This is a genomic window from Galbibacter sp. PAP.153, from assembly GCF_037029175.1.
Classification (GTDB): Bacteria; Bacteroidota; Bacteroidia; order Flavobacteriales; family Flavobacteriaceae; genus Galbibacter; species Galbibacter pacificus.
On record NZ_JAZEUN010000001.1, the window covers coordinates 1 to 20,688 of the forward strand.

Here is a 20,688-nt window from a genome sequence, read left to right on the forward strand (position 1 = left end):
ATATTAGATTTATATGGAAATTATATTTTTTCGTACATTTTTTTACGCTGTTCCTTTATTGAAGCATCATTCATATAATCATCAAATGATAAATATCGATCGATAGCACCATTTGGGGTTAATTCTATTACCCTATTGGCAACGGTTTGTGCAAACTCATGGTCGTGAGTTGTAAGCATAATGGTTCCAGGGAATTTTTTCAACGAATTATTAAAAGCCGTAATACTTTCCAGGTCCAAATGGTTTGTGGGTTCATCGAGCATTAGTACATTTCCGCGTAGCATCATCATCCTACTTAGCATGCAACGTACTTTTTCACCTCCAGATAGTACACGCCCTGTTTTTAAGGCTTCTTCTCCACTAAAAAGCATTTTGCCCAAAAAGCCACGAACATATACTTCTTCTCTTTCTTCTTCGGTTTTTGCCCATTGGCGCAACCAATCGACCAAAGTTAGGTCGTTATCAAAAAAACCTGAATTATCAACCGGAAGATATGCTTGCGTTGTGGTAATTCCCCATTGAAACTTACCCGAGTCTGGTTTTAAATTTTCGTTTATAATTTCATAAAAAGCTGTTGTTGCCCTAGAGTCCTTAGAAATTACGGCAACCTTATCCCCTTTTGCAAGGTTAATATCTACCTTTTTAAATAAAATATCCCCATCAATACTAGCCGACAGGCCTTCTACGTTTAATATTTGGTCTCCAGCTTCGCGTTCACGCTCAAAAATAATGGCGGGATAACGCCTGCTGGAAGGTTTTATATCGTCTATTTTTAATTTTTCCAGCATTTTTTTCCTGGAAGTGGCCTGCTTACTTTTAGCAACGTTTGCACTAAACCGCTGTATAAACTCTTGCAATTCTTTTGCTTTATCTTCTGCCTTTTTATTTTGTTGCGCCCGTTGTCTAGCTGCCAATTGGCTACTTTCGTACCAAAAAGTATAGTTACCGCTATATAAATTTATTTTTCCAAAATCAATATCTGCAATACTGGTACAAACCGAATCTAAAAAGTGTCTGTCATGAGAAACCACGATTACTGTATTATCGTAATTTGCCAAAAAATTCTCCAACCAAGAAATAGTTTCAAAATCTAAGTCGTTGGTAGGCTCATCCATAATCAATACATCTGGGTTACCAAATAATGCCTGTGCCAACAACACCCTTACTTTTTGCTTACCATCGAGGTCGCCCATTAAAGTATAATGTAAATCTTCCGTTATGCCAAGGTTTGATAGTAAAGCCGCAGCATCGCTATCGGCATTCCACCCGTTCATTTCTTCAAATTCAACTTGTAACTCTCCTATCCTGTCCGCATTTTCATCAGAATAATCCGCATATAATTCATCCATTTCCTTTTTAACAGTAAAAAGAGGCTTATTTCCACGGAGTACGGTCTCCAGAACTGGATATTCATCATAGGCATAGTGATCCTGCTCTAAAACAGACATACGTTTTCCCGGTTCCAAATGCACATGCCCACTGGTTGGCTCTTGAACACCCGATAATATTTTTAAAAATGTTGATTTTCCTGCTCCATTGGCTCCAATAATTCCATAACAATTCCCTTGAGTAAAGGTAACGTTCACTTCATCAAATAAGATTCTTTTGCCAAATTGAACAGATAAATTAGAAACTGATAACATTCATTTTTTCTTTTACAAATTACGGGTGCAAAAGTAACAAATTATAACATGTTATCCAGTATCTATTTAAAGAACTCATTTAAAAAAGAAAGAGGAACTATTTCTAGTTCCTCCTCCCAACGTTAAAAAAATATATTAATCATTACTTACTTCTTCTATAATAAATTCACTTCGTCTGTTTTCTTGATGTTCGGATTCGCTCCATTGTACACCGTAAAGGTTGCTATTAAGGATTTTGGATTCATACATACAAACCCATTTTTATTTTTTTAAGAGGTAACGTATAGGATTATGACCAATTATTTCATTTCTATTTACTGCCTTAAAATGGCAATAAAAGTTTCTTGAAATTTTGTATTTACCTCACCTGTCCCGATGGTTATCGGGACTGCCAAAAGAGACAGTTACGACCGCTCCAAAGGAGAAAGAAATATGACCTACATACAATCAATAAACGTTAAATGCTCTTATTTAACTTCCCCTTAACATTAAACTAGAAGTGGCTTTTATAGATTTGTTGGAACTGATGCTTGAAAACATCATATCGTTATATGAAGTACTTTTACTTAACGTTAATTATCGCCCTTTCCTATAGTTGTACAAAATCTCCCTCGAAGGCTTATTTTGCAGGGGAAATTGTAAACCCTAACAATGATTTTGTCTATCTATACTACAATAATGCTGTTATAGATTCTTCTAAAATAGACCAGAACAACCGGTTCTTTTTTGAAGTTGACGATATACATGACGGGCTTTATCATTTTGACCATAATGAATATCAATACATAATACTTGAAAAGGGCGATAGCCTTTTAATGCGGCTTAACACCTTGGATTTTGATGAATCTTTGGTCTATTCTGGCATTGGTGCCAGTAAAAACAATTTTTTGATTGATATGTTCCTTATTTATGAGGACGAAGAAAAAGCCGTAAACAAGTTTAGTGAATTGGATCCTGATGAATTTGTAAAAAAAATAGATTCGCTTAGGAGCATGAAGCAGGAACTGCTAAACGATATTAACCAGGAAAACATATTATCGCCCGTAGCATTACACATTACTCAAGGGGCTATTAATTATAGGTATTTTACCGATATGGAAGAATACCCGTTTATAAACAAAAGAAGGAACGGACTCCATGAAGTATCTGAACTTCCCAAAAATTTTTACCAGTTTAGAAGGCAAGTAGACTACAATGATACCTTATTAACCTATTACCGGCCTTATTTTAATTACCTGGTAACCCATTTTAATAATTTGTCTTATAACTATTGTAAAAATCAATGTAACGGGGATTTGGTTAAAATTCAAAGGTCTTTGCATTACAGCACACATAAATTACGACTTATAGACAGTGCTATTACAAAAAATAAAACCATACGGGACAATCTAACAAGAAATGTGGCGTATTCTTATCTTCTCGGAGACCATACCGCCAACTATAACCAAAGGTTTCTTGATTCTTTCAGTAAATATGCGCCAGACAACCAACATCAAAAGGAAATCACTACTTTTTACAATAACGTACAACAGCTTCAAAAAGGGCTTACACTGCCCCCCATCCATCTCATTAACTTGAAAGGGGAAAAAGTTACAATCGACTCTACCTCGTATTCAAAGAATACTGTTTTTTATTTTTGGAACCTGCATCAAAGAAACCATCAGACAAATGTGTTAATGCGTATAGCAAGGTTGAAAAGAGATTATCCAAACTATAATTACATTGGTATTAATGTGAACGAAAACCGCAAGGAATGGCAACAGAGCCTAGCTTCCATTTCTAAATTGGACGATACTTTAAGTCAGTATCAAACAGATAATATTGAAGAATTATTGGCCACCTTGGTGATAAAGAGCCTGAACAAGATAATTATCGTTGACAAAAATGGAAAAATTATTGAAGGTTTTGGAGATATCTACCACAGTAAACGACTGGAAATAAGCCTTTCTGAAAGCATGAAAAAATAAAAAAACTTGCTTTTAATGACATTTTCACAAGAAATCTAAAAGTGATTCTTTTCTGTCAAATACAGCCCTATCCGAAAAATCTATTCAATCGGGTTGTTAAAATTTTCAAACCTCCGGTTTTCAATATAATACTTCAACAACTTACCTGAACAATATAATCGGATAGGGCTCAAGATGACATTATTTTAAGTTTTTGGTGCTTTTTTAATGTTCCGTAGTATTTTATTCTTTCCAAGCATCCTTATAAGCAAAGTCCTTTTGGGGAATACGCTCCCTTTCACTTTTTTCCATATCGAGCAAATCTTCGTTTAATTTTTCGAAATCCCCTCCGTAATATCCTGCGGCTATAGCCGTGGCTACATGGTACCCTTTTGGTATTTTAAATGTTTTTTGGGCTTTTTCCCAATCAATGCCTGCCATTTGGTGTATGCCTATATTCATATATTGTGCCTGCACGCTCATATTCCCAACAGCGAGGCCAAGATCGTGGAGCGCATGAAAATTAACCTCCCCATCTTCCCTTTTTTCCTTATAAGCTGTTATTATAAGTATAGGTGCATTAATCACCCAGCTTTTATTAAAGTTGCTTAAGCAAGCTACTATTTTATCGTAAGCATCGGTTCCCTTTTCAGCATAAATAAAACGCCACGGTTGAAGATTGGACGAACTGGCAGCCCATCTTGCTGCTTCAAAAAGTTGTTTTATTTCTTTTTCGGGAATTTTATCGTCCTTAAACATACGCGGACTCCAACGTTGCTTTAAAAGTGCGTATATTTCATGATCGGTTTTTGCTATTTTATCCAATTGTAATTGTTCTAATCCTGTCATAACTATTATTTATTAAGATGCTAGTTTTTCTTTAAAATCATTTATAATTCCACCTTTAAGAATTAAATTAACCTGTCTAACGCTTAGACTATGCATGGCTTCTATGGCAATTTCTTTGTTTTTATATGATATATGTACCTTGATAGGGTTTCCGTTCTTTACATCGTCTCTTAGGCCTTCAAGCCTTAAAATTGCCCCTTGATGGATTTTCTCATAATCAGAAGGGTTAGTAAATTCTAAAGGAAGTATACCAAAATTTACCAAATTCTGCCAAGCAATACGCGCATAGCTTTTGGCAATTACCGCTACTTGTCCTAAATATTTTGGAGCAATGGCCGCATGTTCCCGGCTACTTCCCTGTGCATAATTTTCACCGGCAACAACTACATGTCCACCATATTGATTTTTGGCTTCCATTGCCCTATCGTAAAAAGTTTCATCAATAACCGTGTACGAAAATTTGCTTATCTCCGGGATATTGCTCCTGAACGGAAGTACCTCTGCACCGGCCTTCAAAATTTCGTCGGTAGAAATATTATCCTTCATTTTTAACAAAACTGGAACTTCATACGAGTCTTTTAACACATCTATATGTGGCAGTGTTTTAATATTCGGACCTTTTTTTAAGCTTAACTCTTCCGTATTTTTGGAAGGCGCTACCAACATATCGGTATTTATAATATCAATTTCCGGGGCTTCATACTTGGGATATTTTAAATTGAAAAGCTTTTCCAGATCCCGCGGATCTGTAATCTTTCCCGTTAATGCAGATGCGGCGGCTGTTTCCGGACTGCATAAATGTACTTGGTCGTCTTTTGTTCCAGAACGGTCCGGGAAGTTTCTTGGCATGGTACGCAAACTTATGGTCCCGCTTGCCGGTGCCTGGCCCATTCCTATACAGCCCATACATCCTGATTGATGAAATCTGGCTCCTGCTTTTATTAAATTGGCAAAAGCCCGGTTTTCAATCATGTTTTGGATAATCTGACGTGAAGTTGGATTGATGTCGAAAGATACATCGGGATTAACAGATTTATCTTTTACAATGGCTCCGGCAATCCAAAAATCCCGTAAACCGGGATTGGCCGATGAACCAATTACTACCTGGCTAATGCTTTTCCCTTCTACTTCCCTTACCGGGACAACATTGCCCGGACTCGTTGGAAGTGCTATAAGCGGAATGAGTTCATCCAAAATAATTTCATCTTCCAAATCGTAATTGCAACCATTGTCTGCTTTTAGTTCTGTCCAATCTTCTTCCCTGTGCTGCGATTTTAAAAACCGTCGGGTCTCCTCATCACTAGGAAAAACAGTGGTTGTTGCGCCCAATTCTGCTCCCATATTGGCAATAACATGCCTGTCCATGGCGCTTAGGTGCTTTAGACCATCGCCGTAATATTCAATTATTTTTCCTACCCCGCCTTTTACGTCATAACGACGTAACATTTCCAAAATAATGTCTTTTGCACTTACCCAATCAGGAAGTTTTCCTGTAAGTTTTACGCCCATAACCTGTGGCATTTTCACAAAATATGGCTGACCGGCAATTGCTGCGGCCACATCGAGCCCCCCGGTACCAATGGCCAACATTCCCAACGACCCGGCTGCTGGGGTATGGCTATCTGAACCGACGAGCGTTTTTCCTGGCTTCCCGAAGCGTTCCATATGAACGGGGTGGCTTACACCGTTTCCCGGTCGGCTATACCACAAGCCAAATTTTTGTGCTGCTGAATGCAAAAAAACATGGTCGTCGGCATTTTTAAAATCTGTTTGTAATAAATTATGGTCCACATATTGAACGGCAACTTCCGTCTTGGCACTGTCAAGCCCCATTGCTTCTAGCTCTAATTGTACCAATGTTCCGGTAGCATCCTGCAAAAGGGCTTGGTCTATTTTCAGGCCAATTTCCTTTCCGGGGGTCATTTCCCCCTCTAAAAGATGCGTTTTAATTAGTTTTTGCGCTACGTTTAGTGGCTTGTTCATTTTGTTGTTCTTTTTTTGAGTTTGTTATGCTTTAAGGTACAATAGATTTTACATCTAAAGGCTTATTTTAAAGTACTTTAACACGGTTTAAAGATTGTTTAACATTCTCTTAAAAAAACAAAAACCGATTGAACCTAAGTCAATCGGTTTTCTTATTATTATTTTATAAAAAATTGAAGTATGCCCCTAAAAAACTTCGGCAAGGAGTTTTTTAAGTTCCGCCCAAGATTTTTCGTCAGCTTCTTGATTGTATGCCAAAGGAAGATTGAATTTTTCGCCCAAAGAATCGGCTTCTTCACTTGTAAAGGCATGAACGGCATCTTCATAAACAATATATTCGTAATCCACGTTCAAACTATCTAAAGCATTTGTGTAATCAATTACAGATTCTTCCGGTATAAACGGGTCGTCGGCACCATTGCATACCAAAATTTTGGCTTTTATGTCTTTTGTTGGCATCACCGGTAATTTCACCCCGCTATGAAAAGCGGCAACGGCATCCAAGTCTTCGCCCATATTTGCCATGGTGAGCACCACGCTACCACCAAAACAATATCCTATGGCCGCAATTTTACTGGCATCTACATGAGGGTTTTCCTTTAGGGCCTTCATGGCAGCATCAAACCTGGCCTTGCCCACTTCTATGTTGTTCATTACCATTCCCGAAAACTTGCCGGCATCATCCGGGTGTTTTGCCTGTTTTCCATCTCCGTACATATCTACCGCCAAGGCTACATAGCCCAGTTTTGCAAGCATATCGGCTCGCATTCGGCTATAATCGTTATGCCCCCACCACTCGTGCACCACTAAAACCCCTGGGCGTTTGCCCTTAAGGTTTTCATTATAGGCAATATATCCTTTTAGAGTCGTGGTATCTGCTCTATAGGTAATTTCACTGCCTTTTATTTTAATATCCTCAACGGGTTTTTCTACCGTTTTTTCATCTATGGGGTCCTTTTCTTTTTTATCTGATTTACATCCTGTTAAAATCAAGGCAATCAGTAAAATTGATAAAAATCTATATTTCTTGCTGAACATATTTTTTGGTTTTTAGTTGATTAAGAACGTATTGATTTACAAACAAAAAGAGTCCGATTTTTCAATCGGACTCTAAATTTAATAAAATATTATTTTATTCAGATTTTGCTTCCTGTATCATTTCGTCGCTCGCAACAATACCCAATTCCACACGTCTGTTTTTTACACGTCCTTCTTCGGTATTGTTATCGTATTTTGGTTGTGTTTCTCCGTACCATTTGGTTGTCATCCGCGAAGAAGCAACTCCATGCGATGCCAAAAAGTCCCTTACGGATTTTGCACGTTTTTCTGAAAGCGTCATGTTGTAAGCATCAGATCCTGAACTATCTGTATGTCCTTCAATTAAAATATTAGTTTCATCGTACTCTACAAATACTTCGGCCATTTTACCGAGCGTTTCTTGACCTTCAGCAGAAATATCGGCCGAGTTCAGAGCAAATTTCACACCGCTGTTTTCGTCAAAGGTAACATTAATCCCTTCCCCGATCCTGGTTACTTCTGCTCCTGGAATTGCCTCTTCAATGGCTTCGGCGTTTCTGTCCATTTTGTTTCCAATCCTGTTCCCTACGGCGCCACCAACGGCTGCACCAATAATTGCGCCTAAAACCGAATTGTTCCCGTCGCCAACGTTATTCCCGATAACACCTCCAATAACTGCTCCAGAACCAGCACCAATGGCCGTTCCACGCTGGGTGTTGTTAGAATTTTTAATAGCTTCACAACTTGCAAGCATCAACAACGAAGTTAATACAAGGCTGCTTTTATACAATATTTTTTTCATAATGTTAATTTAGTTTTATTTTAAAGTGATGATATTTTGTTGTAGGTATATACTACGGTTACCATTTCCCCCTCTACATTGGCATTGGTACTAATTACCATTTGCTGTGCAGATAAAGAGTTGATATTAAACACATAGCCGTACCCCCCACCTATATCGTTTTTCTTTTCGTCGATAAACTTAAATTGAAATTTACTCGGGTTACCACTGGCATCGTCTTGGATAGACCAACGTATGTTCCGCTGTCCGGGAGCACACTCGCCCGGTTTTTGGATATTGTAATACCCCGTGCTGTTGTTGGAACGAAAAAACCATTCGCTCCCTTCAAAACATTTTGAAGATACATCGTTGAACAAAACCGATTTAAAATAACCCTGATTGTTTTGATAATCTATATGGGTAAGTTGCCAAGTACCGTCTAAGGATTTTCTGGAATCTCTATTCTCCTTACTTAAGCCGCAAGAGGCCATAATTATTGAAGAAAAAAGCATAACAATATATACTTTACTTTTCATGATTGTTTAGTTTATAGTTAAAATATCTTCCATCTAAGGTAATAAAAACGCGCTTTAATTAAAGTATTCGCTTGTTAAATTAACATTTTTTTAAACATAAATTCTATCAATATGCCAACAAATTTATTAACATTTTCTCAAACCTTGATTTCGCTAAAAAATTAGATTCTAAAGACTTGGCAAAAGGTATGGGCGTATCTAAACTTGCCACCCGTTGCACAGGCGCATCCAAATACTCGAAACAATTTTCCATAAGTAATGCGGAAATATCGCTGGCAACACCGCCAAACAATGTATCTTCCTGTAATATCAATGCTTTCCCTGTTTTTTTTATTGAAGTGAATATCGCTTCTGTATCCAATGGAGAAAGTGTTCTCAAATCGATTAAGTCGGCTGAAATGTTTTCGTTTAGGTTTAAAAATTCCAGTGCCCAATGCACGCCTGCCCCATAAGTGATAATACTTACATCTTGCCCCTGCTTTAACAAAGAGGCTTTGCCCAAAGGCAAATTGTAATAATTTTTGGGTATTTCCTGGGTAATGCTTCTGTATAATGCTTTGTGCTCAAAAAATAATACGGGATTGGGATCTTCTATAGCAGATGCCAAAAGCCCCTTGGCATCGTATGGAAATGCCGGATACACTACTTTTAAGCCCGGTGTTTTTGTAAACCAGGCTTCATTGGTTTGCGAGTGGAACGGTCCGGCCCCCACTCCAGCCCCACAGGGCATCCTCACGACAACATCGGCAGATTGCCCCCAACGGTAATGCGACTTTGCCAAATAATTTACAATGGGATTGAAACCACTTGAAACAAAATCGGCAAACTGCATCTCTATTACTGCTTTCATCCCGTTTATGGAAAGTCCCATGCCTGTGGAAATAATGGCCGATTCGCATATGGGCGTATTCCGTACGCGGTCTTTTCCAAATTGGTCCACAAACCCTTCAGAAACTTTAAAGACCCCTCCATATTCGGCAATGTCCTGCCCCATAAAAACAAGATTCCCGTGCTTTTCCATGGCCTGCCTCAAACCTAATGAAACAGCATCTACAAAACGGGCCTCGATTATATCGTCTTCACTTTTAACTTCCTTGTATGCGTAATCTTTATAAACATCGTTTAGTTCTTCATTTTCATTGCATGCAATATCGTTTTCAGCGTAGGCAATTTGCAAATTTTCATCTATTTCTGCCTGGATTTCGTTTCTGTACCTTTCTTCAACTTCATCCAACAAAATGGCTTCATCGTGTAAAAAACGGGTATAATTGCTAATGGGATCTTTTTCTTTCCAGGTTTCCATCAATGCATCGGGAACATATTTTGTGCCACTTGCCTCCTCATGCCCGCGTATCCTAAATGTTTTAAATTCCAGTAAAACCGGACGTGGGTTTTCGCGCATACCGGCAGTAATTTCCGATACGCGGTTGTAGACCTCCAATATATTATTTCCTTCAATAATATGTGCTTCCATGCCATAACCTTTACCTTTATGGGCTATATGCTTGCAATTAAATTGCTCGGCAATTGGGGTAGAAAGCCCATAACCGTTATTTTCTACGCAAAATAAAACCGGCAACGACCATACAGACGCAACGTTCATGGCCTCATGGAAATCGCCTTCACTGGTGCCGCCCTCCCCGGTAAAAACGGCTGTAACCTTTTTTTCATTCCTTATTTTATGGGCAAGGGCAATACCATCGGCAACGCCCAGTTGCGGGCCCAAATGAGAGATCATCCCGATTATTTTATAATCCTGTGTGCCAAAATGAAAGCTTCGGTCCCTTCCTTTGGTAAACCCCCCGGCTTTTCCCTGCCATTGCGCGAACAAACGGTGCAAAGGTATTTGCCTTGTGGTAAATACCCCCAAATTACGGTGCATGGGCAATATATATTCATCGTTGGCCAACGCCATTGTTACACCTACAGAAATGGCTTCCTGCCCAATCCCGCTAAACCATTTGGAGACTTTTCCCTGCCGTAAAAGAATCAGCATTTTTTCTTCTATCATCCTGGACTTGAGCATGTTTTTGTACAGCTCCAAAAGTATTTGGTTACTTATAAAACGGTTGTCGTAATCAAATGGATATGAAATAGATGGTTTTGAGATCATAACTTGGCGTTTGACTCAAATGTAGAAAAAATAATTTTAGCTTTTGTTTATTCTTTTTTGAAATACTTCTTATTTGAAATTGTGGAATAGTACTATAAATCGCTACATTTGTTATATGTGTTAGGCTCTGGCCACTAAAATTTTACAAAGATGAATAAAGTACCCAGCGTAGATTTGAAAGATTTCCTTTCGGACGACCCAGCCCGCAAGCAAAAATTTATTGATGAAATAGGAAAAGCCTATGAAGATATTGGTTTTGTTGCTTTAAAGGGACACTTCTTATCAGATGAATTGATAGACGATTTATATAGCGAAATAAAAAAATTCTTCAATCTTCCGCAGGAAATAAAAGACCAGTACGAAATTGAAGGCATTGGAGGACAACGCGGCTATACTTCTTTTGGGAAAGAACACGCAAAAGGCAGAAAAGAAGGCGATCTAAAAGAATTTTGGCATTTTGGGCAATATGTGGAAGACAACCCAAAGCTGGAAAAAGAATACCCTCCCAACGTTGCAGTTAAGGAACTCCCCAAATTTAACGAAGTGGGAAAAGAAACCTATAAGCAACTGGAAAAAACCGCCAAATATGTTTTAAGGGCATTGGCGTTGCATTTGGACCTTGAAGAAACTTATTTTGACAAGTACATAAAAAACGGGAACTCCATTTTGCGGCCTATTCATTACCCGCCCATTATTACAGAGCCAAAAAATGCCGTAAGGGCCGCAGCGCATGGCGATATTAATTTGATTACGCTGCTAATGGGCGCCCAAGGACGCGGACTACAGGTGCAAAACCACGAAGGGGAATGGATCGATGCTATTGCAGAACCCGATGAATTAATGATCAATGTTGGGGATATGCTATCAAGGCATACCAATAATAAATTAAAATCTACCATACACCAAGTTATAAACCCGCCAAAAGAGCTTTGGGGCACTTCAAGGTATTCGGTACCTTTCTTTATGCACCCCATTAGCGATATGCCATTGGACGTACTCGATAACTGTGTAGATAACGAACACCCGAAATTGTATGAAGATATAACCGCTGGCGAATTTTTACATGAACGGCTTATAGAATTAGGGTTGATAAAAGTATAACGTGAAAATTCATAGTAAACTACCTCGGTGCAAGCACACTAGGCATTGGTAGGAAACAAATTTTTAATTTCGAGGCAAGCCTCGGGGTATTATACCCTTTGGCGGTGCCAATAAAAAGAGTTATGGACGTGGCACAAACCTTTTTTAACTCTTAATTATAATTTTTCGGCAATAAAATAAACAACGATTACGCTTTTATAGCGTAACAATAAAAAGGAATACAAAATAAACATGGACTTACAAGATCAATTGAAGAATCTATTTCCAGAGCATGATTTTCAAGAAGAAAACCACGATGAAGGGACTGAAAATAGCATTTGGATGCAGGAAGCTCCCCTACTTTGTAAGTATGAAAAAAGAAAAGGCAAACCAATAACCATAATAGACGGTTATACCGGGGCCACAGAAGATTTTAAAACATTGGCAAAGGAGCTCAAAACAAAATTGAGCGTTGGAGGCTCTTTTAAAGATGATAAAATTATTATTCAGGGTGATTTTCGTGATAAAATCATGGAAATGCTAAAAGAAAAAGGATTTAAGGTAAAAAGGGTCGGTGGTTAATAAATTGTACCGAAATGCATTTGCATCGATTTAACATGCTTTGGTATTGCATTTTGTATGATAATTAATACATTTACCTTCCAAATCTATTAATTAAATGGCTAAAACACTTCATATTACAAACGGAGACAGCTTTACTTCCATATTAAAGAAGCTGGATATTTCAGGTGATATTATAACTTGGCGCGAGATGCTGTGCGAAGGAAAAACTATTAACGAAGTTGGTAGTGAGTCTTTTTGGCGCCAACGATACGAGTTTTTAAACAGGGCATACAAAATAAGTAAGGATACCTTTATAAACCGTACCCTAAAAGAATATAGAAATTTATGCAATCAAAAAAGCCAAGAAGAAATTGTACTCTGGTTTGAATACGATTTATTTTGCCAGGTAAACATGATTGCCGTTTTAAGCTGGCTAAAGAAAAACCGGCCCGATGCCGATATTTTTCTTGCTTGCTCGGGAAATCAGGATAATTCAGAAAAATTATACGGCCTTGCCGAACTTTCAAAAGAACAATTAAAAAAACTCTACGAAAACAAAGTCCTGCTCTCCAAAGACGATATTGAGTACGGGGACTATATATGGCAATTGTATTGCGAGAACAACCCGATAAGACTTCAAAATGCAATAAAACAAAACCAAAGTCAGCTTTCCTATTTATCAAAAGCCATTGAAGCACATTTACACAGGTTCCCAAGCTTAAAGAACGGCTTAAACGAATTGGAAAACAAAATGCTTCAAAAAACAATACAGCAAAAACCCGAATCGAAAGATCAGTTGGTCGTAGAAATGCTAAAAGATCAGGGTTTATATGGTTTTGGAGATATGCAATTTACCAAAATGGCCAATAGCTTAAGACCATTGTTTAGATCTTTTAACCCTGCAAAACTTACAAAAACTGGAGTCAAAGTAGCCGAAAAAATAGAAAATTATTATCCAAACATACGCAACGAAAAAGAATATTTAGGAGGTACACCAAAATATTCTTTTTTATTTTTAGATGATTCTTCACAATTGCTAAAATTATAAAATGGGTAATAGTATTGCTGATTCTGAATTGATACTGAACGCAGACGGCAGTATTTATCATTTAAACATTTTACCAGAAGACATTTCGCCTACCATTATTACCGTAGGCGATCCGGACCGGGTTGCGCACGTGTCTAAACATTTTGACCGTATTGAAATAAAAAAGCAAAAACGCGAATTTGTTACCCACACTGGATACATTGGCAAAAAGCGCATTACGGTTATTTCCACGGGAATAGGCACCGATAACATTGATATTGTTTTGAACGAACTGGATGCCTTGGTCAACATAGACTTTAAAACCAAAACTGTTAAACAGAAACTCCGGTCGCTCGATATTGTCCGTATTGGAACAACCGGAAGCATTCAACCGGAAATTCAAGTAGACACTTTTCTCATGAGCGAATATGCCGTTGGTTTTGATAGCCTTTTGCATTTTTACAAAAGCAGGCATGTTCAGCAACAAGAAATTCAGCAAGAAATTATTAAACAAACAAACTGGAACAAGGACAAATCGGTTCCCTATGTTGTAAAGTACGACGAGGGACTGGGAAAAAAATTGCTTTCAAAGAAAGTTCAACTTGGCTTTACGGCTACCAATGTTGGTTTTTATGGGCCGCAATCGCGTAAGCTGCGCCTAGATACCCAAGACCCGAGCCTAAACAATAAGCTTGCTGCATTTAAATTTAAAGGGTTAAAAATTACCAATCTGGAAATGGAAACTGCCGGAATTTATGGGCTTTCCAAATTGTTGGGGCATAAAGCCGTTTCCATGAACTGTATCTTGGCCAACCGTGCCAAAGGAACTTTTTCTAAAAACCCGGAAGCCGCTACCGAAAAGCTTATACAATACACCCTGGACAAAATAGCATCAATACAATAATTATAGCAAATGCATGAAATTTAATAGATTTATCAATAGTGCTGTTAAAATTATAAAATATACAGCTATTTACTATTTATCGGTAAAGATGATTGTATTTGCAATAGCAAAAATTTTACGGTTACAATTTACTATACCTTATGTAGACTCTTATACGCCTTTAGCTGAACTTTCTGGACATCAACATATGTGGTCATTTTTTGGAAGATCGTATAGTTATAATCTATTCATCGCGATTTCCGAATTGTTAATAGGAATACTTATTGTATCAAAAAAAACAAGGTTAGTAGCTTTATTACTATGTTTTACGGTTTGTTTAAACGTAGCCATATTAAGTTTTGGATTTAATATCTACTTTGCCCAATGGCATGCAGTTATGGACCTTCTTATAACAATGGCATTCTTAAGCCATTATGTTCCGGATTTATACAAGTTTTTTATACAAAACGAAGGGAAAATTTATCAAACAAACAAGAACAAAACAGCTACAATTAAATTGTGGCTCCCATACATTATCATAATAACGCTTACTTCTGTCTATTTCATCTTTTGGTACAATTACACAAGTCCCCAAACAAGTAATAAAATTGCAGGAGCTTACGAAGTAAAAAGTATAAAAATAAATGATTCCACAATCTATTTTAAAAAAGGAAAGGTGGGGATAAAACCCATGCTTTTTTTAGAGCAATATAATGCAGCTGTTTTTTCAATCGAAGATTCTATTTATTATGGGTCATATTATCAAAATAATGACACTTTGAGAATTGCAATTAAAAACCCAGCAATTAAGAGTATGGAGTTTATGAATGGAATTATAAAAAATGATAGTATTATTGCAGGAAAAACAAGAAATAATGAAAGTGACTTTCAGTTATTTTATAAAAGAATTAGCAGTAAACATAATTATTTAAATGGTTTATAATGAAAAATATACAAATTGTCGGGGTACCAGAACATTTTAACCTACCGTGGCATTTGGCCATTGAAGAAGGCGCTTTTGAAGAACGGGGAATAGATTTACAGTGGACAGATGTCCCGGAAGGAACGGGGAAAATGTGTACAATGCTCCGTGAAGGCAAAACAGATATTGCCGTGATTTTAACCGAGGGAATCGTAAAGGATATCGTGGCCGGAAACCCGTCCAAAATAGTGCAGGTTTTTGTTCAGTCGCCATTATATTGGGGCATTCATGTTGGCAAGACATCTGTACACAATACTCTTGAAGACTTAAAAGGCAAAAAAGCGGCCATTTCCAGATATGGTAGCGGCAGCCACTTAATGGCTTACATAAACGCCGACAATAACGGTTGGAGTTACAATGATTTGCAATTTGAGGTCATAAACAACCTACAAGGTGCAATCGATGCACTGACCAACGGGACCGCCGATTATTTTATGTGGGAACATTTTACCACAAAACCAATTGTAGACAAAGGCATTTTTAGACGAATAAGCGATTGCCCCACCCCATGGCCATGTTTTGTTATTGCCGTAAGAGACGAAGTACTTAAAAAAAGCCCGGCAATTGTTAAGCATGTTCTGGAAGTTATAAATGTTTATACTTCCGATTTTAAGGATATCCCGAGCATTGATAGAATGCTTGCAAATAGATACAAGCAAAAGGTTCAGGACATTCAGGAATGGCTTTCCATTACACGGTGGAGCCAAGAAAACATAGCGCCCATAACGGTTAAAAATATCCAAGAACAGCTGGTAAAGCTCAATATTATTGAAAAATCGGTTCCCTATTCAGAAATCGTTACCAAATTATAGGCTCCTTTTTGCTGTCCAGTAAAATAGTATTGCATTTGCTAAAATGATTGTTGCCAAACCAATAACCCCTATTGGCACTTAACGGCGATGGATGCCCCGATGTTAGCACATAATGTTTGTTGGTATCTATTAACCTTGTTTTTTGTTTGGCATAGCCGCCCCAAAGCAAAAAAACAACCCCTTGCTTATTGTTCGAAATGGTTTTAATAACGGCATCTGTAAATGTTTCCCAACCTTTTTTCTGGTGGCTCCCGGCCTGATGCGCCCTTACCGTTAATGTTGCATTTAGCAACAAGACCCCTTGTTTTGCCCAAGGCTCAAGGTTCCCACTTTTTGGATACGCCTTGCCAACATCGTTTTCTTGTTCCTTAAAAATATTTATAAGCGATGGCGGGTGTGCAATGCCATCGTTTACGGAAAAACACAGCCCGTTTGCCTGATTCGGCCCATGGTAAGGGTCCTGCCCTATTATAACCACTTTTACTTCATCAAAGGGGCAATAATCAAAAGCAGCAAACACCTGTTTCCCGGGAGGATAGCACGTGTGTGCGGTATACTCTTGCTTTACAAAAGCTGCAAGCTGTTCAAAATAAGGCTTTTCAAATTCATTTTGCAGTTGTGCTTTCCAGCTTTCGGCAATTTCGACATTCATGTGCATCCGTTTTTAAATGTAAATATAGTAGTTTACATTTTTTCAACTTACTTCTTCTATCAGAAATGTTTAGCAGCACTATTATAGATAAAATTTAATTGACTTTTTAAACTTTTTCACCATTCCTTCCTATAACTTAACAACTTCATAACCCGATAGCTTTATAACCTGAGTTCGATTATTATAACTCCAAATTAGTATGTAAATTTGCCTGCTTTAAGTATCGGTTAGGATTAATTATGAATAAAATACACGAAAAAACTTTACAGGACCTGGAATTTTCTAAAGTACTCCAACAAGTATCGGCTTTATGCAGTACGGAAATAGGAAAAGAAAGCGCCTTGAAAATAACTCCGTACAGAAAAAAAGGCGACTTATTGGCTTCATTGGCCTTGACGAACGAATATCTGGCCTCTTTTGATAATGAAAACACCATTCCTAATCATTATTTCGAACCCATTTCAAAAGAAATCCAACTATTGGGAATCGAAAATACCCTTGTGGAAATAGAAGGATTTAGAAAAATTGCTTCCATGTCGGCCACTACAAACAGCCACATTCTTTTTTACAAAAAATTTCATGAATATTATCCAACCTTGCACGAAAAGGCACAAGAGATTGAATATACAAAGGAGATTATTCAAAAAATAGATGAAGTAATAGACCGCTTTGGAGAAATTAAAGACGATGCATCTGATGCCCTGTACAAAATACGAAAGGAAATGGGATCGGTCCGTGCAAAAATCAATCAAAGTTTTGCAGGTGCCTTAAGCACATATTCCTCGGCCGGATTGCTAGACGACATACGGGAAACGGTTATAGACAACCGCCGGGTGCTGGCCGTAAAAGCCATGTACCGAAAACGTGTAAAAGGTGGCATTATGGGAAATTCCAAGACCGGGAGTATTGTATACATTGAGCCTGAAGCCACAAAAGAATACAACCGCGAACTGAACAACCTGGAATACGAAGAGAAAGAAGAAGTTCAAAAAATATTAAAAGAACTTACCAATTTTTTAAGGCCCTACAAACCCCTACTAATTGATTATCAGCTATTTTTAACATTAATAGACACGGTTTCGGCCAAGGCAAAATATGCCAATAAAATGGGCGGCCTATTGCCAAAAATAAATAACGATAAGCGTTTTAACATTATAGATGCCTACCATCCGCTTTTATATTTAACCAACAAAGCCAAAGGGGAAAAAACATATCCACAGACCATAGAATTGCATCAGGAAAACAGGATTATCGTTATAAGCGGTCCCAATGCAGGTGGTAAAAGTATTACGCTCAAAACAGTTGGCTTATTGCAGGTAATGCTACAAAGTGGTATGCTCGTCCCGGTACACGAACGGAGCGAAATGTGCCTTTTCGACAGAGTCCTTACCGATATTGGCGATAACCAGTCCATAGAAAACCATTTGAGCACATATAGTTACCGTTTAAAAAACATGAATTTTTTCCTTCGGAAATGCAATAGCGAGACCTTATTCTTAATTGATGAATTTGGTACCGGAAGCGATCCCGAACTTGGTGGAGCCCTAGCTGAAACTTTTTTGGAGGTTTTTTATGAGCGGGAAGCCTTTGGCATCATTACAACGCATTATGCAAATCTTAAAATGTTGGCAAACGAGTTACCTCATGCCATTAACGCAAATATGCGATTTGATAGCCGCACGCTGGAACCCGTATTTAAGCTGGTATTGGGCGAGGCCGGAAGCTCCTTTACTTTTGAGGTTGCACAAAAAAACGGTATTCCCTACAGCCTTATTAACCGTGCAAAAAAGAAAATTGAACGCGGAAAAGTACGCTTTGATGCCACCATTGCCAAACTGCAAAAACAACGTAGCAAGATGGAAAAAACTTCTTCGCAGTTAAAAGAGGAGGAAGTAAAAGCACGGGACGGAGCAAAACGTATGGAAGAACTTAATACAAGGCTAAAAACAAAATTGGAAAGTTACCAGCAGTTGTACGACCATAATCAACGGATGATTTATTTGGGAAATAAGGTCAACGATATTGCAGAAACTTATTTTATCGACAAAAAAAGGCGCCCGTTAATCTCAGAATTCCTCCGGATTGTTGAAACTGAAAATTCCAAGCGCAAAAAGGAATCGGCCGCAAAGAAAAAAGCAGCACGTGCCAAGAAAAAAGAAATCGAAGCCGAAGTGCAAAAAGAAGTGAAAATTATCCGCCAGAAAAAGAAAAAGGAGAAAACCGAAAAAAGCAAACAGCCCGAAAAACCAAAACCTGTATTAAAAATTGGCGACCGTGTACGGTTAACCGACAGTAAATCGGTTGGCAGCATCGATTCCATTGAAAAAAACAAGGCCATTGTAAATTATGGCATATTTACCACCAGTGTAAGTTTGGACCAACTAGAATTGGTAGAAGCCAAAAAGAAGTAACCACATTCTATTAATTCCAAGAAGTTATACTCTGACTTAAATAAAACTTGGTGTGGAAACCTTTGCTGGGCAATTTCATTTTTTTGATTGAAGTATTGATTTTTGTGCAAAAACTTAAATGAATACCAATTATTATAAAAAAATGCTAAAAATCCTATCCAATTTTTCTACATTTGATAGTTATAAATTACTAACTATTTACGCATCACTATGAAATTTACACACTTAAAACGTGCCATAAAAACGTTTATGGCCTTCTCGTTCATTCTATTATCTGCTTGTGGAAACAATGCGTTTCAAGACAAATTTGGCGGCCTTGCACTGTATACCGTAAGAGACGATATGGGAAAAAACACAGAAGTAACTTTAGACTCTGTCGCAAATGCAGGTTACAAATATGTGGAAGCTGCCGGGTACAACAACGGTAAATTCTATAATATGACGCCTGAGGCCTTTAAAAATTTATTAGCTGAAAAAGGTTTAACCCCCATAAGCACACATCAGGGAAGCGCTACTTTGGATAATATCGACCAAGAAATTGCCGATGTTAAAGCTGCTGGGTTTACCTATTTTGTAATCCCTGTTCCGCCAATGGGGCATTTTAAATACAATGCCGAGACAAAAACAATGGGCATGGATCCAGATTTGGATTTTATGGTTAACTTCTTAACTACCGTAGGCAAAAAATGTAAGGAAGCCGGTTTGCAACTATTGTACCATAATCACGATTTTGAATATAAAAATAATGAAAACGGAATTGTTCCCATTGAGTACTTTTTGGAAAATACCGATCCGGAATACGTGAATTTTCAAATGGATATTTTTTGGGTAACAAAAGCCGGGGCCGATCCCGTAAAATATTTTGAAAAATATCCGGGAAGGTTTAAACTATGGCATGTTAAGGACATGAGCAAAGACGGTAAATTTGCCCCCGTTGGGGAAGGCACCATCGATTTTGGTAAAATCCTGGCCAAAAAAGAACTTTCCGGAATGGAATATTACCTGGTAGAGCAGGATCAAACTTTTTACCATACTCCGTTGGAAGCCATTAAAATAAGCCATAACGGACTTAAAGAGTTTGGATTTGAATAAAAATCGTTTCAAACTCATTTAAATATTAAGAAGGTGTCTAAAATATCTTTATCTCACTAATATTTAGTGTTGAAAAAGATATTTTAGACACCTTCTTTTCGTACTCCTTTGAGCATGATCCCAAGCCGGAAAGCAAGAGAATCGGCATCATATTTGTCACGCATTTCAGTTCCTTTCTTTCCGTATTTTTCAATAAGGATATCTTCAAAATTTGTTAAACTATTCATATCAACTATTTTTTTCTTTTAAATATTCTTTTTTTAATTTCTCAGCAAGTTTGATTTCTCTTTTTGGTGTCTTTTGAGTTTTCTTTACAA

18 protein-coding genes and 1 pseudogene are annotated in these 20,688 nt (G+C 37.7%); 9 read left to right on the forward strand and 10 right to left on the reverse strand.

All coding sequences use genetic code 11. The features are described from left to right. Positions 1-20: 20 nt before the first annotated feature. Entirely contained in the window at positions 21-1,643 is a 1,623-nt protein-coding gene (locus UXI14_RS00005; RefSeq protein WP_277899108.1) for an ATP-binding cassette domain-containing protein, read from the reverse strand. Positions 1,644-2,194: 551 nt separating this feature from the next. Between UXI14_RS00005 and UXI14_RS00010 the strand changes: the two genes are divergently transcribed. Then, positions 2,195-3,610 carry a thioredoxin-like domain-containing protein gene (locus UXI14_RS00010; protein WP_277899107.1) on the forward strand — a complete coding sequence of 472 codons (1,416 nt, stop codon included), beginning with the start codon at positions 2,195-2,197 and terminating at the stop codon, positions 3,608-3,610. Between the two features lie 222 nt (positions 3,611-3,832). On the opposite strand, the gene UXI14_RS00015 is transcribed toward UXI14_RS00010, so the two are convergent. The 6 genes from UXI14_RS00015 to UXI14_RS00040 all read right to left on the reverse strand — a co-directional run bounded on the left by UXI14_RS00015 (position 3,833) and on the right by UXI14_RS00040 (position 10,868). Further along, positions 3,833-4,438: a nitroreductase family protein gene (locus UXI14_RS00015; protein ID WP_277899106.1), complete on the reverse strand. Its 606-nt coding sequence runs from the start codon at positions 4,436-4,438 to the stop codon at positions 3,833-3,835. Positions 4,439-4,450: 12 nt separating this feature from the next. Continuing rightward, on the reverse strand, positions 4,451-6,421 hold the full coding sequence (locus UXI14_RS00020; protein ID WP_277899105.1) for an aconitate hydratase: 1,971 nt from the start codon (positions 6,419-6,421) through the stop codon (positions 4,451-4,453). Positions 6,422-6,607: 186 nt separating this feature from the next. Further along, on the reverse strand, positions 6,608-7,459 hold the full coding sequence (locus UXI14_RS00025) for a dienelactone hydrolase family protein (RefSeq protein WP_335964236.1): 852 nt from the start codon (positions 7,457-7,459) through the stop codon (positions 6,608-6,610). Between the two features lie 94 nt (positions 7,460-7,553). Then, positions 7,554-8,240 (reverse strand): OmpA family protein, encoded by a 687-nt coding sequence (locus UXI14_RS00030; RefSeq protein WP_277899103.1) that lies wholly within the window; start codon positions 8,238-8,240, stop codon positions 7,554-7,556. A gap of 20 nt (positions 8,241-8,260) precedes the next feature. Further along, complete coding sequence (locus tag UXI14_RS00035) at positions 8,261-8,755, reverse strand: lipocalin family protein (RefSeq protein ID WP_277899102.1); 495 nt, start codon at positions 8,753-8,755, stop codon at positions 8,261-8,263. Between the two features lie 106 nt (positions 8,756-8,861). Continuing rightward, positions 8,862-10,868 carry a dehydrogenase E1 component subunit alpha/beta gene (locus tag UXI14_RS00040; protein WP_335964237.1) on the reverse strand — a complete coding sequence of 669 codons (2,007 nt, stop codon included), beginning with the start codon at positions 10,866-10,868 and terminating at the stop codon, positions 8,862-8,864. 150 nt (positions 10,869-11,018) lie between these two features. On the opposite strand from UXI14_RS00040, the gene UXI14_RS00045 reads away from it, so the two are divergent. The 6 genes from UXI14_RS00045 (at position 11,019) to UXI14_RS00070 (ending at position 16,216) form a co-directional block, all read left to right on the forward strand. Next, complete coding sequence (locus UXI14_RS00045) at positions 11,019-11,969, forward strand: 2-oxoglutarate and iron-dependent oxygenase domain-containing protein (protein WP_277899100.1); 951 nt, start codon at positions 11,019-11,021, stop codon at positions 11,967-11,969. 231 nt (positions 11,970-12,200) lie between these two features. After that, positions 12,201-12,530, forward strand: coding sequence for a translation initiation factor (locus UXI14_RS00050; RefSeq protein WP_277899099.1), 330 nt, complete (start codon positions 12,201-12,203; stop codon positions 12,528-12,530). 97 nt (positions 12,531-12,627) lie between these two features. Next, a complete protein-coding gene (locus UXI14_RS00055) occupies positions 12,628-13,560 on the forward strand; it encodes a DUF1835 domain-containing protein (protein WP_335964238.1) in 933 nt (310 codons plus the stop codon). Between the two features lies 1 nt (position 13,561). Further along, positions 13,562-14,443: a nucleoside phosphorylase gene (locus UXI14_RS00060; protein ID WP_335964239.1), complete on the forward strand. Its 882-nt coding sequence runs from the start codon at positions 13,562-13,564 to the stop codon at positions 14,441-14,443. 13 nt (positions 14,444-14,456) lie between these two features. Next, the gene (locus tag UXI14_RS00065) at positions 14,457-15,365 is read left to right on the forward strand and encodes a hypothetical protein (RefSeq protein ID WP_277899096.1); all 909 of its coding nucleotides are present in this window, start codon (positions 14,457-14,459) and stop codon (positions 15,363-15,365) included. Continuing rightward, positions 15,365-16,216: a substrate-binding domain-containing protein gene (locus UXI14_RS00070; protein WP_277899095.1), complete on the forward strand. Its 852-nt coding sequence runs from the start codon at positions 15,365-15,367 to the stop codon at positions 16,214-16,216. The genes UXI14_RS00065 and UXI14_RS00070 overlap by 1 nt, the downstream gene beginning before the upstream one ends. Here the strand turns inward: UXI14_RS00070 and ung are convergent. Continuing rightward, on the reverse strand, positions 16,203-16,868 hold the full coding sequence (gene ung, locus UXI14_RS00075; protein ID WP_335964240.1) for a uracil-DNA glycosylase: 666 nt from the start codon (positions 16,866-16,868) through the stop codon (positions 16,203-16,205). The two genes, UXI14_RS00070 and ung, sit on opposite strands and share 14 nt — an antisense overlap. A gap of 239 nt (positions 16,869-17,107) precedes the next feature. Here ung and UXI14_RS00080 point away from each other — a divergent pair, with 239 nt between their 5' ends. After that, entirely contained in the window at positions 17,108-19,279 is a 2,172-nt protein-coding gene (locus UXI14_RS00080) for a DNA mismatch repair protein MutS (RefSeq protein ID WP_335964241.1), read from the forward strand. Positions 19,280-19,489: 210 nt separating this feature from the next. Further along, on the forward strand, positions 19,490-20,371 hold the full coding sequence (locus tag UXI14_RS00085; protein WP_335964242.1) for a sugar phosphate isomerase/epimerase: 882 nt from the start codon (positions 19,490-19,492) through the stop codon (positions 20,369-20,371). An 83-nt stretch (positions 20,372-20,454) separates the two neighbouring features. Here UXI14_RS00085 and UXI14_RS00090 read toward each other — a convergent pair whose 3' ends face one another. After that, positions 20,455-20,598, reverse strand: coding sequence for a hypothetical protein (locus tag UXI14_RS00090; RefSeq protein WP_277899091.1), 144 nt, complete (start codon positions 20,596-20,598; stop codon positions 20,455-20,457). 1 nt (position 20,599) lies between these two features. Then, positions 20,600-20,686 (reverse strand): annotated as a pseudogene (locus UXI14_RS00095) (type II toxin-antitoxin system RelE/ParE family toxin); the annotation flags it as partial. Between the last annotated feature and the right edge of the window lie 2 nt (positions 20,687-20,688).

Coding starts and splice junctions, on each gene's coding strand:
- UXI14_RS00065 (WP_277899096.1), top strand. CDS start 14,457: ATGAAATTTAATAGATTTATCAATAGTGCTGTTAAAATTATAAAATAT.
- UXI14_RS00080 (WP_335964241.1), top strand. CDS start 17,108: ATGAATAAAATACACGAAAAAACTTTACAGGACCTGGAATTTTCTAAA.
- UXI14_RS00060 (WP_335964239.1), top strand. CDS start 13,562: ATGGGTAATAGTATTGCTGATTCTGAATTGATACTGAACGCAGACGGC.
- UXI14_RS00055 (WP_335964238.1), top strand. CDS start 12,628: ATGGCTAAAACACTTCATATTACAAACGGAGACAGCTTTACTTCCATA.
- UXI14_RS00085 (WP_335964242.1), top strand. CDS start 19,490: ATGAAATTTACACACTTAAAACGTGCCATAAAAACGTTTATGGCCTTC.
- UXI14_RS00050 (WP_277899099.1), top strand. CDS start 12,201: ATGGACTTACAAGATCAATTGAAGAATCTATTTCCAGAGCATGATTTT.
- UXI14_RS00020 (WP_277899105.1), bottom strand. CDS start 6,421: ATGAACAAGCCACTAAACGTAGCGCAAAAACTAATTAAAACGCATCTT.
- ung (WP_335964240.1), bottom strand. CDS start 16,868: ATGAATGTCGAAATTGCCGAAAGCTGGAAAGCACAACTGCAAAATGAA.
- UXI14_RS00030 (WP_277899103.1), bottom strand. CDS start 8,240: ATGAAAAAAATATTGTATAAAAGCAGCCTTGTATTAACTTCGTTGTTG.
- UXI14_RS00005 (WP_277899108.1), bottom strand. CDS start 1,643: ATGTTATCAGTTTCTAATTTATCTGTTCAATTTGGCAAAAGAATCTTA.
- UXI14_RS00035 (WP_277899102.1), bottom strand. CDS start 8,755: ATGAAAAGTAAAGTATATATTGTTATGCTTTTTTCTTCAATAATTATG.
- UXI14_RS00025 (WP_335964236.1), bottom strand. CDS start 7,459: ATGTTCAGCAAGAAATATAGATTTTTATCAATTTTACTGATTGCCTTG.
- UXI14_RS00010 (WP_277899107.1), top strand. CDS start 2,195: ATGAAGTACTTTTACTTAACGTTAATTATCGCCCTTTCCTATAGTTGT.
- UXI14_RS00045 (WP_277899100.1), top strand. CDS start 11,019: ATGAATAAAGTACCCAGCGTAGATTTGAAAGATTTCCTTTCGGACGAC.
- UXI14_RS00090 (WP_277899091.1), bottom strand. CDS start 20,598: ATGAATAGTTTAACAAATTTTGAAGATATCCTTATTGAAAAATACGGA.
- UXI14_RS00040 (WP_335964237.1), bottom strand. CDS start 10,868: ATGATCTCAAAACCATCTATTTCATATCCATTTGATTACGACAACCGT.
- UXI14_RS00015 (WP_277899106.1), bottom strand. CDS start 4,438: ATGACAGGATTAGAACAATTACAATTGGATAAAATAGCAAAAACCGAT.
- UXI14_RS00070 (WP_277899095.1), top strand. CDS start 15,365: ATGAAAAATATACAAATTGTCGGGGTACCAGAACATTTTAACCTACCG.